At 40.1% G+C, this 12,840-nt stretch carries 20 protein-coding genes and 1 pseudogene; 11 read left to right on the top strand and 10 right to left on the bottom strand.

Going from position 1 to position 12,840, the window contains the following annotated elements; genetic code table 11:
- The first annotated feature begins 18 nt into the window (after positions 1–18).
- From HWQ41_RS03480 to HWQ41_RS03470, 3 genes are all read left to right on the top strand, one after another.
- A complete protein-coding gene (locus tag HWQ41_RS03480; RefSeq protein ID WP_292759980.1) occupies positions 19–390 on the top strand; it encodes an iron-sulfur cluster assembly accessory protein in 372 nt (123 codons plus the stop codon).
- A 230-nt stretch (positions 391–620) separates the two neighbouring features.
- Entirely contained in the window at positions 621–920 is a 300-nt protein-coding gene (locus HWQ41_RS03475; RefSeq protein WP_292759978.1) for a 2Fe-2S iron-sulfur cluster-binding protein, read from the top strand.
- 104 nt (positions 921–1,024) lie between these two features.
- Positions 1,025–1,276, top strand: coding sequence for a FeoA family protein (locus HWQ41_RS03470; RefSeq protein ID WP_292759976.1), 252 nt, complete (start codon positions 1,025–1,027; stop codon positions 1,274–1,276).
- Between the two features lie 144 nt (positions 1,277–1,420).
- Here HWQ41_RS03470 and HWQ41_RS03465 read toward each other — a convergent pair whose 3' ends face one another.
- Entirely contained in the window at positions 1,421–1,630 is a 210-nt protein-coding gene (locus tag HWQ41_RS03465) for a molybdopterin-binding protein (RefSeq protein ID WP_292759974.1), read from the bottom strand.
- 852 nt (positions 1,631–2,482) lie between these two features.
- Here HWQ41_RS03465 and HWQ41_RS03460 point away from each other — a divergent pair.
- Genes HWQ41_RS03460 through HWQ41_RS03450 form a run of 3 tightly spaced genes read left to right on the top strand, consistent with a single transcriptional unit; the run spans position 2,483 to position 4,613 of the window.
- A complete protein-coding gene (locus tag HWQ41_RS03460; RefSeq protein ID WP_292759972.1) occupies positions 2,483–2,947 on the top strand; it encodes an ankyrin repeat domain-containing protein in 465 nt (154 codons plus the stop codon).
- Entirely contained in the window at positions 2,934–4,220 is a 1,287-nt protein-coding gene (locus tag HWQ41_RS03455) for a nitroreductase family protein (protein WP_292759970.1), read from the top strand. Before HWQ41_RS03460 ends, HWQ41_RS03455 begins: the two co-directional genes overlap by 14 nt.
- A gap of 18 nt (positions 4,221–4,238) precedes the next feature.
- Positions 4,239–4,613, top strand: a complete 375-nt coding sequence (locus HWQ41_RS03450) for a hypothetical protein (RefSeq protein WP_292759968.1) — start codon at positions 4,239–4,241, stop codon at positions 4,611–4,613.
- A gap of 40 nt (positions 4,614–4,653) precedes the next feature.
- On the opposite strand, the gene HWQ41_RS03445 is transcribed toward HWQ41_RS03450, so the two are convergent.
- From HWQ41_RS03445 to HWQ41_RS03430, 5 genes are all read right to left on the bottom strand, one after another.
- The gene (locus HWQ41_RS03445; protein ID WP_292759966.1) at positions 4,654–5,127 is read right to left on the bottom strand and encodes a hydrogenase maturation protease; all 474 of its coding nucleotides are present in this window, start codon (positions 5,125–5,127) and stop codon (positions 4,654–4,656) included.
- A gap of 18 nt (positions 5,128–5,145) precedes the next feature.
- On the bottom strand, positions 5,146–5,487 hold the full coding sequence (locus HWQ41_RS03440; RefSeq protein WP_292759964.1) for a XisI protein: 342 nt from the start codon (positions 5,485–5,487) through the stop codon (positions 5,146–5,148).
- On the bottom strand, positions 5,475–5,891 hold the full coding sequence (locus HWQ41_RS03435; protein WP_292759963.1) for a XisH family protein: 417 nt from the start codon (positions 5,889–5,891) through the stop codon (positions 5,475–5,477). The genes HWQ41_RS03440 and HWQ41_RS03435 overlap by 13 nt, the downstream gene beginning before the upstream one ends.
- A gap of 239 nt (positions 5,892–6,130) precedes the next feature.
- A complete protein-coding gene (locus tag HWQ41_RS34230; protein ID WP_366931628.1) occupies positions 6,131–6,247 on the bottom strand; it encodes a DUF433 domain-containing protein in 117 nt (38 codons plus the stop codon).
- Positions 6,248–6,485: 238 nt separating this feature from the next.
- Entirely contained in the window at positions 6,486–6,908 is a 423-nt protein-coding gene (locus HWQ41_RS03430) for a hypothetical protein (protein WP_292759961.1), read from the bottom strand.
- 242 nt (positions 6,909–7,150) lie between these two features.
- Between HWQ41_RS03430 and HWQ41_RS03425 the strand changes: the two genes are divergently transcribed.
- The 4 genes and pseudogenes from HWQ41_RS03425 to HWQ41_RS03410 all read left to right on the top strand — a co-directional run bounded on the left by HWQ41_RS03425 (position 7,151) and on the right by HWQ41_RS03410 (position 8,296).
- Entirely contained in the window at positions 7,151–7,417 is a 267-nt protein-coding gene (locus HWQ41_RS03425; RefSeq protein WP_292759959.1) for a hypothetical protein, read from the top strand.
- A gap of 22 nt (positions 7,418–7,439) precedes the next feature.
- Positions 7,440–7,649, top strand: coding sequence for a type II toxin-antitoxin system HicB family antitoxin (locus HWQ41_RS03420; RefSeq protein WP_292759957.1), 210 nt, complete (start codon positions 7,440–7,442; stop codon positions 7,647–7,649).
- A gap of 3 nt (positions 7,650–7,652) precedes the next feature.
- A pseudogene (locus tag HWQ41_RS03415) lies at positions 7,653–7,871 on the top strand (type II toxin-antitoxin system HicA family toxin).
- A gap of 140 nt (positions 7,872–8,011) precedes the next feature.
- Positions 8,012–8,296: a GIY-YIG nuclease family protein gene (locus HWQ41_RS03410; protein WP_366931629.1), complete on the top strand. Its 285-nt coding sequence runs from the start codon at positions 8,012–8,014 to the stop codon at positions 8,294–8,296.
- Here the strand turns inward: HWQ41_RS03410 and HWQ41_RS03405 are convergent.
- Entirely contained in the window at positions 8,288–8,443 is a 156-nt protein-coding gene (locus HWQ41_RS03405; RefSeq protein ID WP_292759955.1) for a hypothetical protein, read from the bottom strand. The two genes, HWQ41_RS03410 and HWQ41_RS03405, sit on opposite strands and share 9 nt — an antisense overlap.
- A gap of 76 nt (positions 8,444–8,519) precedes the next feature.
- Here HWQ41_RS03405 and HWQ41_RS03400 point away from each other — a divergent pair, with 76 nt between their 5' ends.
- Positions 8,520–9,170 carry a PEP-CTERM sorting domain-containing protein gene (locus HWQ41_RS03400; RefSeq protein ID WP_292759953.1) on the top strand — a complete coding sequence of 217 codons (651 nt, stop codon included), beginning with the start codon at positions 8,520–8,522 and terminating at the stop codon, positions 9,168–9,170.
- A 396-nt stretch (positions 9,171–9,566) separates the two neighbouring features.
- Here HWQ41_RS03400 and HWQ41_RS03395 read toward each other — a convergent pair whose 3' ends face one another.
- The 3 genes from HWQ41_RS03395 to HWQ41_RS03385 all read right to left on the bottom strand — a co-directional run bounded on the left by HWQ41_RS03395 (position 9,567) and on the right by HWQ41_RS03385 (position 12,545).
- Positions 9,567–9,776: a hypothetical protein gene (locus HWQ41_RS03395; protein WP_292759951.1), complete on the bottom strand. Its 210-nt coding sequence runs from the start codon at positions 9,774–9,776 to the stop codon at positions 9,567–9,569.
- A gap of 86 nt (positions 9,777–9,862) precedes the next feature.
- Positions 9,863–11,458 (bottom strand): nickel-dependent hydrogenase large subunit, encoded by a 1,596-nt coding sequence (locus tag HWQ41_RS03390; RefSeq protein WP_292759949.1) that lies wholly within the window; start codon positions 11,456–11,458, stop codon positions 9,863–9,865.
- Positions 11,459–11,582: 124 nt separating this feature from the next.
- Positions 11,583–12,545 carry a hydrogenase small subunit gene (locus tag HWQ41_RS03385; RefSeq protein ID WP_292759947.1) on the bottom strand — a complete coding sequence of 321 codons (963 nt, stop codon included), beginning with the start codon at positions 12,543–12,545 and terminating at the stop codon, positions 11,583–11,585.
- Positions 12,546–12,840: the final 295 nt, after the last annotated feature.

Below are 12,840 nucleotides of genomic sequence, written 5' to 3'. Positions count from 1 at the left end.
TACAAATCAGGAGACCTGATGACCGTTACTTTATCAGAAAAAGCAGAATTTCATCTGCGGGCATTGCTCCGAGGTTCCGCACCCGACGCTAATGGCGCAACTAAAGGTATCCGCATCTCTGTAAAAGATGGTGGTTGCAGTGGCTATGAATATGCGATGGATATCACCAGCAAGCCCCAACCAGATGATTTAGTAACCCAGCAAGGCAAAGTGCTGGTTTACGTTGATGCCAAAAGTGCGCCGTTATTAGAAGGAGTTGTGGTTGACTTCGTTGAGGGAGTGATGGAAAGCGGTTTTAAGTTCATCAACCCCAATGCAACTGATAACTGCGGTTGTGGAAAGTCCTTTAAAGCAGGCGACTGTACGCCTACTGGTGTACCTTGCAGCTAACATCATTCCGTTAGCGCCAAGTCTGATTGTACAGGCTTCCCATAGACGCACTCCGCAGAGTTTCAATGCCCTTCAGGTGGCTTTTCGTTCGCGTTGCATCCCTTACCCCTATAGAGAAACTAGCTAAAGCGTAGCTTCTGCGTAAGAAGAAGGGAAGCAAAGAGTAGGATCGGTTGCTCAAAAACTTCGGAAATTAGACCAACTGTATAACGTTTGAGGAGAATCGGAAAATGGCTACGTACCAAGTTAGATTAATCAACAAAAAAGAAGACCTCGACACCACAATTGAAGTTGATGAAGAGACTACCATTTTAGATGCAGCAGAAGAAAATGGTATTGAGTTGCCAGCCTCTTGTCAAGCAGGTTCTTGCTCTAGCTGTGTTGGCAAGGTCGTTGAAGGTGAAATTAATCAAGAAGATCAAAATTTCCTGGATGACGAGCAGATTTCTAAAGGATTCGCTCTACTTTGTGTAACTTATCCTCGTTCTAATTGCACAATTAAGACACATCAAGAACCCTATCTCGTCTAAACTATTACTTTGGTGGCTGCCTTTGGCGACCAAATAAAAGATGAAGGATGAAGGATGAAAATATACTTCCTTCTTCCCTTCACAATTCCTAATTTATAATTCAAATGTTTACCCGCTTTAGTGTGACTGGTTGTTCATTAGAATTATTGAGAACGGGAGAACAAGGAATCGTCACTTTCTGTAAAAGTCAGGATGAAACAATCTTGAAAAAACTTATATCAATGGGCGTAACACCAGGAACTACTATCACTTTAGAACAACACTTTCCCTCATTAATTATTAAAGTAGGAAACACATCTTTAGCACTAGATATGGAAAGTATTCGCGCTATTTATATCCGCATTATTAATAATTGAATTAAGTAACATCTATATAATATAATCTTGACCTCACTCCTTTGCTAATTAATTCCAGGAGTAAGGTCACTCAATTTCTAGAGATGAATGCAATTTGGTATTAGAGATAGAGCCGCTTGCAAGAAAAGGCAAGTTGCCTATTTTTTAATCAACAGCAATTATCACATCTGATGATTTAATCACGGCATGAGCCTGCTTACCTTCTGCAAGTCGCAGCTTTTCCGCAGATGACTTTGTGATGATTGACACTAACTCTACTCCTGGTGCTATTTCTAAAGTTATCTCAGTATTAACTGAACCATGCACAACTTTTTTTACAGTACCTTTGAGAGAATTCCGAGCGCTAATTTCCATTTTTCGTCTCTGTTTTACTTATACTTAAATAAACTAGCACGTTTAAAAGCATATTTTGGTTTAAAAAGTAAATTATTTAATATTTCTTAATAGCTGTCAGAGATATAAAAGAAATCTCAGCGTCATATCTCTGTTTTATTAAACACAAGATTCAATGGAAATGTTACGTCAAATTTAAGCATTTTCAAGTATTGATGGTGAATAGGGTAGGTGTTTCACGTTTTAGATATAGTTAGTATTTAGTAACATCAACAACTGACAAATAATCGAATTATTTTATTGAAAGTAGGTAACTTACACCAGTTTTAATTTATTTGAACTGCATTTGTTGTAGGGAACATTGATCATACGTCTAAACTTAAGCTAAAACCCTTTTAAAACCTCGTTTACAGCCAGAGGCTGGAAATGCTGCTCATTGATTGCGGCTCTGCCGCGAGTAAGGGAGGCGGCAGCCCTAATAAGGGGCATTCCCAGTCTCCGACTGGGAACGAGGTATGCTGCATTTTCAATGTATTTCAAGATTGTTTCTTAGATATATCTGGGGATCTTTATAAATGATTCATAATTATAAATTATCAAAGTGATAATATATAACTAAGCTAAATTGTTGCTAGTCAACTTAGTACTTGACCAACTCAAAATTGCTGGGTGAGGGCGGGGAGTAGGGAGTGGGTAAAGATTTTTTCGTTTTACCAAACTTTTGAATACCTAGCAAAGTTGGTTTGTTAAACTACTAGACTTCAGCTACTCCTATAGCATTTTTAAATAATGGTGGGCAATGCTCACCATTATGTTTTCCCAGCATAAACTTGCTTGGAAATAACTTAGTTTTGTGACATTTAAAGAACAATTATGAGTCAAGTAAGCAAGCAAGATTTGAGTGAAGCAACAATCCAATGGTTAAGAGGAAAAGGCTATAGTTCTGGGGATTTAAATCAGCCAGGTGAAAATGGCGATACAGCTTTAATGAAAGCTACAAGAGAGGGAGTTTATGCAGTCGTCAAAGAACTGATTGATGCAGGTGCAGATATCAATGCTCGAAATAGCGATTGCAACAATGCTTTATGGTTTGCTTGTTTTGGTAATCACTACGATTTAATTAGTTTACTCCTGGCTGTCAACATTAACATTGACAACCAAAATGATAACGGTGCAACTGTTTTAATGTATGCAGCATCAGCCGGAAAGACAGAAGTCGTCAAGTTACTTTTACAACATCATCCTAACTTAGATTTGAAAAACTTAGACGACTATAAAGCTATTGATTTTGCGAGTAACGTAGAAGTTTTAAGGATACTTAAAAATGCCACCAAGTAAGATATCGGGCAAAGCTTATCATGAAGCTACCAAGCATTCTTACTTATCGGTACAACTTGATCCAAATTATGTAGATGCTTCAACACAGCCATCTCCATTTAAAGTTTATCCAAAATTTTATCGGAGAGTAAAATTAAATCTCAATAATCCTGTTCATCGTTTTATCTCGTTAACCAGTACAATAACCCTAGAAAAGGTGTATAAAGATGGCCCCTATAAACTGCGAGTAAATCCATCAGCAGGCGCTTTGTACCCTACAGAAGTTTACGTACAGGTTCGCGGTATTGAGGGAATAGTAGATGGTATATATCATCTAGAAGTTGAGAATAATTGTCTAACTCTCATCTATGAATTAATTGATGATGGGTTAGAGAGTTATATTATACCGGGAAAAAGTATCAACGGATTCATCTTTTTAATTAGTTGTGTTTATTATAGGTCTAGCTGGAAATATCAAAATAGAAGCATGAGATATTGCTTATTAGATAGCGGGCATCATTTAGGTGCGATCGCAGCTTCAGCTTTTCTCCACAACCGAGATATACAACTAGTTTTTGACTTTGATAAACTTGCACTCAATTCAGATTTGGGTTTTGAGAATAAGGAGTTTATTACTGGTTGTGCGGTGTCAGGAGAAGTACAAGACAAGAAAATCAGACATTTAAGGCTGAAAGTTCCTTTTGTGTGTGGTACTGATTATTTTGAATCTAATCAATTTATTGAAGATGCTTATCAAGCAACTACTCTACAAAAGAGTCGCCAGCAGAAATTAGAGTATCCTCAATTTGACTTTGACAAGGATAAATTTTATCAAACAGTTTGGAATAGACGTTCTATTAGACGTTTCCGGAAAGAGTCTATTTCTCAAGAAGATTATTTATATATAGTACAGCAACTTCAGCAGTCAATACCGACAGAAAACTATGAGGAAATAGAAATTTACTCAGTGGTGCATCGAGTACAGGGAATGACACCTGGGTTATATAAAGGTACGTATCTGGTTAAGACGGGTAATTTTAGTGAAAAGACGGGTTACTTATGTATTAATCAGGCTATTGCTAAAGATAGCGCTGTAACTTTATTTTTTGTGTCAGATTATTTAAATTATCAAACTGCTATGCAAATAGCTGGTTTTCTAGGGCAGAGACTTTATTTAACTAGTAATTATTTGGGGATTGAATGTAGTGGAATAGGTGCTTATTATGATGAAGAAACCCAGAAATTATTAGAAACAAATAAAGATGTACTTTATGGAATGGTAATTGGAATATAAGCAGGAAGCTAAAGAGAGATGGCTAGAAAGACGTATTACTTTAATGGTGATGACTCGCATCCTATGCAACCGACATCGGCAGATATTATACTGCGGCAGCAACTAGAGTATTCTATTAGCAGATACTTTTATGACGCTTGCGATCGCACGATTCAAAATCTTCTATCTAATTGTCGGTGGTATGTCACAACCCATGCCAATGCTCTAACATTGGTAATTGAATGTCCCGATCAAGTTACTAATTGGCGTATTTTGCAAAAAATTGTGCCAATGGGGACATTACTATATGGAATTATCACCAGTGCTAAAATCCGTGTTTGTCCACCAGAGAGTCAAGGCGTACCTTTTGAAATGAGGGTAGATGAACTTTCTGTTTATCGGGATTGGGCGTAATTCGATTTTGGATTTTGGATTTTAGATTTTGGATTGTTAATTAAAAGTTGATATTCTGGCTGATAAGTGCGGTTATTTCTTCAAAGACCAAATCAGCAGAATGTTTGACAACAGGACTTAATTCCAGTCCAAAATCAAGATTTGCTGCCTCAATTAAATAAACTGTCACTTCTTTGGGAAAGTCATTTTGAAAGATTTTCCGTCCGGCGGCTAAAGCATTATCCCAACGAAAATTGTGCAAGTTATAACTAGGTTCCGGTAAAGCTTCCAGTTCTTTTCCTGGAACTTTAAACACAGCACCAGGTTCAGAACCAGTTGAACTTGCATCAATAATTATTAATTGTCTACTACCTCTAGCTTGAAACATTACTTCCATCCCTGCGGTGCCACAGTCATATACTCGCACATGAGAATTAGGGTTTTCAGCTAGATATTTTTGTAAGTGTTGGGCAATGATTACGCCTACTGCGTCGTCATTGCGATTTAGATTACCGCAACCAATGATTGTTAGCATCGGATGAGATTTAATTGTTTAAGCAGTTGCAAATTCAGTTAAAGCGCGATCGCTTGGAGGATGAAAAGCTAATACAATATCATTTTGGGGAACCCCTGCGTTTAATAATTCAGTGGCAATACCTTCTTCAGTCCAATCTTCTTCGATCCAAATTTTGTTATTTTTAATCCTAATATGTACAGTAATGCCTTTAATTCGGCGATTTTTTTGCCAGCCAATCTGAAACCATAGATATTGATTGCGTTGATCATCGAGTGCTAAAAGGCTCTCTACGTCGTCATCAGGTGAGCTATTGCAGAGGCGGTCATATTCTATGAGAATATTTTTAATGATGTTTTTATAGTGGCTTAGTTTATCCATTTAACTATCACCTCATTTTCTACATTTACAACCATTAATAAGAGTTGATTCTGCTGAACTACTAATGTAATTGCTTTTAGCTGGAAAAAATTTTCATAAGTACTTTGCTTGATTGCTAAATAAAGTTGATATTGAGGTTCTGTAACCTTAATCAGATTCCGATAAAGAATATATTGACCTAAAGCATTTTCAAAGTCATTTATTGGCGATTTTCCCAGGAAGCTTTTAACTTCAACAATAATTTTACTTCCGTTGCGTTCAGCTGCAAGTGTTCTCTCAGCTGCTAGGTCAGCAAATAGCTTAGTATCTTCATACTTGATGATGTAAGGGTCAGCTGTAATCATCCAACCGTCTTTGATGAGAGCTGCTTTTACAGCATTATGGTAGAAATCCCTAGCGGGCATAGAGTCACAAAATTATAGTAAGTATATTCTAGCAATACCACAGTGGGCATCAAGAACTACGTCATGTCCGGCATCAACTAGAAATCTTGCTGTCACAGCATATACATCTTGATCCAGTAAAAATCTCATGCTCAAATAGATACTAGGCGAATGTCTTCAGCTGCTACTAGAGCGATCGCATATTGTAGGCAAGCACGAATATCCTCAATTTGTAGGTCTGGATAGTAGTCTCGGATAATTTATTTAAATGAAAGTCCGTCATTGAGTAGTTCAAGAATGCTTTGTACAGTGATGCGTGTGCCTGCTATGCAAGGTTTCCCGAAATGAATGTGAGAGTTAACTACGATTGTGTCCATATAACTATAAACTAATAATATGTTTCCTAAATTATAAAATAACAAGTCACACTGTATCTATAAATGCAGTGAAACATACTTTGAAGTTTAAGGTCATAGTAAAGGTATAAGACTAAGAACAACTCATCATCAAGCTTCTGCTGATTGTGATTATTTCGATTTTTTGCCCTAATCTGAAAAATATGAGGCTCTGACTGATGAGACAGACAAAGCCTCTGAATAAGTTATCAGCAGTAAACTAGAACTCTACACCATGTTTCTTGGCAATTTCAGTAAGTTTCTCACACTGATGTTGTGATGCTTTAGTCAAGAGTTCTTCAGCCTGTTCTTTAGTACTTCCCTCTTTAGGAATTAAATACTTGACATAAAGAGATACAAAATCAGCAGCGATCGCTAAACCGGATAAAGCGTGTTTGTCAGCTTCCTTACCAGCGATCGCAGCTACCAAACCAGCTTTAATTGGGTCTGGTTTAACTTTCATGAACTGCTCGACAAGTTTAGGAACGTAGTCTTCTGGTGGCAAATTATCTAACTTACTTCTATCTGGAGTAAAGTTACATTCTGCGGCTTTTGCCTGCTCTAAAACACACCATTCTATGTATTCTTGCAATGCTGCATCGGGAACGCGAGGCAGATATTCGTGTAGCGCTAAATCAGACACAAGCTTACCCTGTAAATTTCTATTTTGTTGAAGTGAATTAAGGTAAGCCTAACGCACTGTTTCTATAAGTTTTAGTGTGTTACGCTACGAGTTTTGAATAAAAGGGCATTGGGCATTGGGCATTGGACTCCCTGTGAAGCAAGAATCTCAATTGCTTCACTGCTGAGAGTTTACTAGAGGTTAAAAGAGTTGATGGAGCGATCGCCGATGTCACAAATGGAGTCGCCGATATAGCAAATGCGTTGGCGAAGCCCGCCTTCGGCATCGGTGATGTCACAAATGGAGTCGCCGATGTCACAAATGGAGTCGCCGATGTCACAAATGGAGTCGCCGAAATAACAAATGGAGTCGCCGAAATAACAAATGGAGTCGCCGAAGTAACTAATGGAGTCGCCGAAGTAACTAATGGAGTCGCCGAAATAACAAATGGAGTCGCCGAAGTAACTAATGGAGTCGCCGAAGTAACTAATGGAGTCGCACAGGTAGATAACTGCTCCAGTAAGCTGTAAGTGGGTTGTCCATGATTGTGATATGAAAACTTTTACTGCGATCGTTGAAAGAGATCCTGATACTAAGTTCTATGTTGGCTATGTTCCTGGCTTTCCTGGAGCGCATTCTCAAGGTGAAACCTTGGATGAATTGCAGAAAAATTTGCGTGAAGTTATTGAGATGCTTCTAGAGGATGAGGATCTGGTGTTCGAGACAGAGTTTGTAGGTATACAACAGATTGTGGTTCAGTAGACCATGAGTAATATTCCTGTTCTGAAACCCCAAGAAGTTGTACGAATATTGGAGAGCCTTGGGTTTGTGGAGGTACGTCAGAAAGGCTCACACAAATAGTTTCGACACGAAGATGGACGAGGAACAACAGTCCCATTTCACAAAGGGCGTGACATCTCACCAAGGTTACTACGGCAGATTGCGAGTGATATTGGTTTGACGATTGAAGAAATCCTGGAGTAGTGCTGAGGTCTAACACTTACAGCAGAAATCATGTCTTTGAACCACATCTGTCGTAGGGGCACAGCATTGCTGTGCCCCTACCGTGTGGTCTATTTACCTGAAAATAGCTGTAACCAGAAATCAAATGTTAAAATCTCACGATTTGGCTGCCCAAAGTAGGGAAATGTCGTACTTTTATTCTCAATCAAGACAGCAATGCTATCAAAATAGGTCGGGCAAAAGATGTGGCAAAGAGAGTGAAATCACTTCAAACATCCAGTCCAGCCGAGTTGAAGCTAATTAAGATAGTACAAGTTAAAGGAAGTGAAGAAGCTCAAGAGCTAGAACAATCACTGCATAAACAGTTCAGTGAAATTAGACTGGCTGGCGAGTGGTTCAAAGCTGAAGTAAATCTTCTGGAGTACATCAACCAGTTATTACATTAGCGGCGCTATAACAGGAATTTTTGACCGCAACTTCTCAATGAGAATACCATATTCTGGTATAAAATCTATTGATGAAGGATTATGTTCTTTAACTGCTGCAATTTTGATGAAATCTACGATTTTGGCAGTTTTTGATTTCTTGCTCATAAATTCGGCTCTTACTGCCGTGGCACGCTAGTACACTCATTTACAGTATATTTGTCAATAGGAGGGTATTTAATCAATGAAAAGCTTTTTCGCGCTAGCCGCAGCGCAGGTAGCGCCTAGTTTGGCACTCTGTGCGACTTCGATCATTGCTTCTACTAATCTGGCTCAAGCTGCTGATTTAACATTTAACTGGAAGGGTGATGCTGGTTATTCGGCTTTTGGCTCGTTCAGCTACGATGAAACCACTACCCCAGGCATAATTTCCGAAAGCGGTGCGGGAGCTACAAAAGCCTTACAATCATTATCTGTTTCTTTTTTCAATCCATCACAGGAGTTGATTGGAACTAACAACGAAGTTGTTAATGGTGTATCAAGCAATCAGTATTTCAATTTTAACTTTGACACGACTACAGGCAATTTGTTTGGGGCTTTTGATGTTGGTACTGGTAGTGGCATAGGTGATGTTTTTCTCAGCAATGTTGAGGCTCCCGGTTTTATCTTCATCTCTCCGGGAGCGACTTCTTATCTTTATCAAAATATTACAGCAGACTATAGTCAATTGCTCGATTCGAGTACGAATCGGATTAAAGCATCTGCGGTTCCTGAACCGACAACTGTTTTGGGAACCCTGGTAGTTGGCATGTTGGGTGTTGCACTCAGCAGCAACAGAGTTGGTTCTTCTCAAGGAAGCCAAAGAAAATCTAGGGCAAAGGCATCTAAAGTATAAGAATTCTTGAATAGCAAGGGTTTGAGTATTTGATAAATTCGCCTATTTTTTGCTCAAAATCCTTATCCAGCAGGAGCTTCAGAAATTTCGTGCGTGCGATCGCCCTGTTCCCCCCTGTTCTCTGTCGCCAGTTGTCGGGGGAGTGCGATTATCTGTTCTACGCATGATATCATGTCCGCTAAATCACTTACGATATGTCATTGCGAGCGCAACGTTCGCGCTTGCGTCTCGTAGAGAAGTGAAGCGAAGCAATCGCAAAGGTTTTGGGATTGCTTCACTACGCTAACGCTTCGTTCGCAATTGACAAGTGTTTAACCGGACATGATATGACAAAAGCTTTAAGAGAAACGCTATAGCTTGATGAATATTTACGGTTTCCCTTGAAATCGTTACCATTTATTCCTGCTGCATGACACGCTGCGATCGCAAATGCAGCAGAGATAAAAATTCTGCCAACTCAACCAGCCCTTCTGCTTCTCGTCGTTCTGCTTGGGTAAGTGCTTCTCCTGCATCTTGGCGATCCAGCAGAAATTGCAGACGCTCTAGCACAGCTTCAGGAAGTTGAAAGTGAGTCAGTTCAACAGGTATCTCAATAATTTCAGCCATACAAAGTATGTCTACCAAAATCGCAACCACTTGTAGAGCCAGTGTAACTCAATGTGTGTTGTGGTAGACAATCTGATATTTGAGAATTAAGCTGTCCGAAAACGCGCTAACTCTTCACCAGTCTTAGCATCATGAGCATGAACTGTACACACCAAACATGAATCAAACGATCGCGCCACATGCCCAACTTCCACCGGATCGCTAGAATCGTAAATGGGTGTCCCAATTAAAGCTTCTTCAATGGGACCGCGAATACCTTCACCGTCACGAGGTCCGATATTCCAAGTACCTGGGGCAATCACTTGGTAATTCTTAATTTTACCGCCCTCAACTTCTACCCAGTGAGATAAGGAACCCCGCGCCGCTTCTGTTGCACCCCAACCCTTGCCATCTTTTTCTTTGGGTTTGATATACCAGCGGTCGTTTAACTTGAATTCGCGTAAACAGTGTTCAGCTTGACGATATAACTTGACAAGTTCGTGAACTCGTGCTAGCTGACGCACATGAATACTAGCACCACCCATTTGTTTGAAGACATCGAGAATTAAGCCGTCGTAGTGTTGCCAAGATTCGCCATGTTTACCACCTGCAACTAACTGACGCGCTAAGGGGCCAACTTCCAAACGTCCGAAGTCTTTGTGAAGGACTGCACTCGACCAAGAGTAGGCGTTATCGAAGTCTTTGGTATTATTTGCTGTAGGTTTAGTGATGCGATCGCTAGGATGAATGTCTGCTGTTCCTTCATCGTACCAGGAGTGAGTTGTATTCTCGCGGGTAAATGACTGATCCATTAAGGTGTGAGTGTCTGCAAAGCTGTCATACACTCCACTTTTCATAATCATTGCCGCATTTCGTCCTTCGATAGTTGGCTTTTGGTATTTATCTTCATGGGCTAAATATCCCCAAGTGACATATTTACCAACACCAGCACCATATCTATCTAGACCGATATCTAAACCCATGCGCCAATAAAAACCTAAGTCAGAATCTCGATGATTTCGGTCTTCATCTAACCAGTCCATGAAGTGATCATAAGTCTGGATTTCTTCATAGCGTTCTAAAGAACAACCCAACCATGCTGGTTCTAACCAATTGGTGCGGAAATATTCTAGAATTGCCCAAGCGCGGGTAATGTCTGTTAAAGTAGGGGCGCACATCACGCCACCGGGAACCATGTAGCTGGAATGAGGCCATTGTCCGCCTAATAGGGCATAAATTTCTACAGGTTTAGCGGAAATTGTGATGCCTACTTCGTAAGATTTACCAGTGAAAGCCGCAAAGCGTCTAACAGCTTCGTCATAAAAGCGACTATGGCGGTATTTTTTATTAGTTAAATCAATCGCAAAGAGTCCGTAAAAATAGCGGGGTATACTTTGAATTGTTTCGACAATTTGACCGATATTTCTGGCTAAAATTGCATTGCGGGGAACTTCTGTTTCCCAAGCTGTATCTAATGCCCAAGATGCACAAGTTAGGTGAGAACCGCCGCAAATGCCGCAAATGCGAGGCGTGACAATTAATCCGGCTTGAGGGTCTTTGCCGCGTAGGATAACTTCAAATCCGCGAAATAATTCGGCGTGTGTCCAAGCGTTGACTACCCGCCCATTTTCGATATCGACTCGGACATCTAAATCGCCTTCAACTCTACCGACGGGTGATATATCTAATGATTGAATTCCCATTCTTTTCTCCTTTAATTGTTAAGGGGAGTAAGAATTTTAGATTTTAGATTTTAGATTTTAGATTGAAATTTAATCCAAAATCGGAAATCCAAAATCCAAAATTTAATTGCCCAATGCCCAATGACTAAACTGTAAAAAAGTCTTCTTCTGCCCAAGGTGGTGCGGCATCTTTGGCAACCATTGTGAGTAAGGCGTAGTCTTTTTTGTTCACCCCTGGCGGTAATTCTTTGGGAACTCCCATCACTGTTTGGGTTTTAAATACGGTTCCGGGTTTGAGGTCAAAGAAAGGAAATTCTGGTTCGGTGCAACCTAAACAAGGCATTCCGGCGCGAGTTTTGGAGGAGACGCGGTTCCATAAGATGCGGTTGCAGGAAGAATGGGTCATGGGACCGCGACAACCCAAGTCATAAAATAGGCAGCCTTTACGCTGACCAAATTCGGCGGTTGAGGCTTTGTAGGCAAAGTGAATGTTACGGGTACAACCGGTTTGGGTATAGCTGTTGAAGAAGGTTTGCGGACGATTTAGTTCGTCGAAAGCAATGTCTGCTATGCGCCCAGTAGCGATCGCAACTAATATCTGCGTAATCCAGTCGGGATGGGCGGGACATCCAGGTATATTAATTACAGGTAATCCGGCTTGCGACAAGAAGTCTTTCCCTAAAAAGCCGCCTTCTTGACGCTTGAGAAATTGCAAACCTTCCGACTCGCTGGGATTGGGTGACATAGCGGGAATTCCTCCCCATGTAGCACAATCTCCCACGGCGACGATAAATTTAGCAACTTTGGCGAGGTCTGCTAACCAATCTTTCATGGCGCGATCGGCAAACCGATTCCATTCGCCTGTACCGTTGGGACCGTTGACAACGCTGCCTTCAAATACCAAGATATCTAAAGGAATTGTGCCAGAAATACAATCCCGCAGCAGTGTTTGCAAATTGTTGCCTAGTTCCAATCCCAAGGAGGGATGCCAAAGTAAGTTGATACCAAAGTCTGCAATCAAATCGCAGACTGTCGGTTCTTCAGCGTTGAGAAATGACATGGTGTTGCCTGAACAAGCACCACCTTGTAGCCATAGTACGTTAGTCATTGGCTATGCGTTTTTCTATTGTTTACCATGCATGATGTAGGTGATAATGCTTGTAAAGTCTCACCTGTTTATCAATATTTATTTTTCAATTCTAAGATATTTTTCTATTTAATTCACTCTCATTAAAAAAGAATTAATGATTAACAATAACTGAAATCCGAGCAAGATTAATTTAAAAAGTTATGTCTGTTATGTATGTAACACATTTAACAAATAAAAGAATAGTATAAATTAAATTGCCTTTTGTTTTTAACTCCTGACGTTAATAGCGGTTCCCAGGTGTATGAAGTAGATC

The sequence above is a fragment of the Nostoc sp. NOS(2021) genome, from assembly GCF_017115025.1.
Lineage (GTDB): Bacteria > Cyanobacteriota > Cyanobacteriia > Cyanobacteriales > Nostocaceae > Nostoc.
The sequence above is the reverse complement of the archived record's forward strand: the minus strand, read 5'-3'. Positions and strand labels throughout refer to the sequence as shown.

What these genes read in the sequence shown, in the direction of transcription:
- HWQ41_RS03400 (WP_292759953.1), top strand. Translation starts at nt 8,520, where the DNA reads ATGAAAAGCTTTTTCGCGCTAGCCGCAGCGCAGGTAGCGCCTAGTTTG.
- HWQ41_RS03445 (WP_292759966.1), bottom strand. Translation starts at nt 5,127, where the DNA reads ATGCTAACAATCATTGGTTGCGGTAATCTAAATCGCAATGACGACGCA.
- HWQ41_RS03420 (WP_292759957.1), top strand. Translation starts at nt 7,440, where the DNA reads ATGAAAACTTTTACTGCGATCGTTGAAAGAGATCCTGATACTAAGTTC.
- HWQ41_RS03480 (WP_292759980.1), top strand. Translation starts at nt 19, where the DNA reads ATGACCGTTACTTTATCAGAAAAAGCAGAATTTCATCTGCGGGCATTG.
- HWQ41_RS03440 (WP_292759964.1), bottom strand. Translation starts at nt 5,487, where the DNA reads ATGGATAAACTAAGCCACTATAAAAACATCATTAAAAATATTCTCATA.
- HWQ41_RS03465 (WP_292759974.1), bottom strand. Translation starts at nt 1,630, where the DNA reads ATGGAAATTAGCGCTCGGAATTCTCTCAAAGGTACTGTAAAAAAAGTT.
- HWQ41_RS03470 (WP_292759976.1), top strand. Translation starts at nt 1,025, where the DNA reads ATGTTTACCCGCTTTAGTGTGACTGGTTGTTCATTAGAATTATTGAGA.
- HWQ41_RS34230 (WP_366931628.1), bottom strand. Translation starts at nt 6,247, where the DNA reads ATGGACACAATCGTAGTTAACTCTCACATTCATTTCGGGAAACCTTGC.
- HWQ41_RS03390 (WP_292759949.1), bottom strand. Translation starts at nt 11,458, where the DNA reads ATGGGAATTCAATCATTAGATATATCACCCGTCGGTAGAGTTGAAGGC.
- HWQ41_RS03395 (WP_292759951.1), bottom strand. Translation starts at nt 9,776, where the DNA reads ATGGCTGAAATTATTGAGATACCTGTTGAACTGACTCACTTTCAACTT.
- HWQ41_RS03450 (WP_292759968.1), top strand. Translation starts at nt 4,239, where the DNA reads ATGGCTAGAAAGACGTATTACTTTAATGGTGATGACTCGCATCCTATG.
- HWQ41_RS03475 (WP_292759978.1), top strand. Translation starts at nt 621, where the DNA reads ATGGCTACGTACCAAGTTAGATTAATCAACAAAAAAGAAGACCTCGAC.
- HWQ41_RS03460 (WP_292759972.1), top strand. Translation starts at nt 2,483, where the DNA reads ATGAGTCAAGTAAGCAAGCAAGATTTGAGTGAAGCAACAATCCAATGG.
- HWQ41_RS03435 (WP_292759963.1), bottom strand. Translation starts at nt 5,891, where the DNA reads ATGCCCGCTAGGGATTTCTACCATAATGCTGTAAAAGCAGCTCTCATC.
- HWQ41_RS03455 (WP_292759970.1), top strand. Translation starts at nt 2,934, where the DNA reads ATGCCACCAAGTAAGATATCGGGCAAAGCTTATCATGAAGCTACCAAG.
- HWQ41_RS03405 (WP_292759955.1), bottom strand. Translation starts at nt 8,443, where the DNA reads ATGAGCAAGAAATCAAAAACTGCCAAAATCGTAGATTTCATCAAAATT.
- HWQ41_RS03385 (WP_292759947.1), bottom strand. Translation starts at nt 12,545, where the DNA reads ATGACTAACGTACTATGGCTACAAGGTGGTGCTTGTTCAGGCAACACC.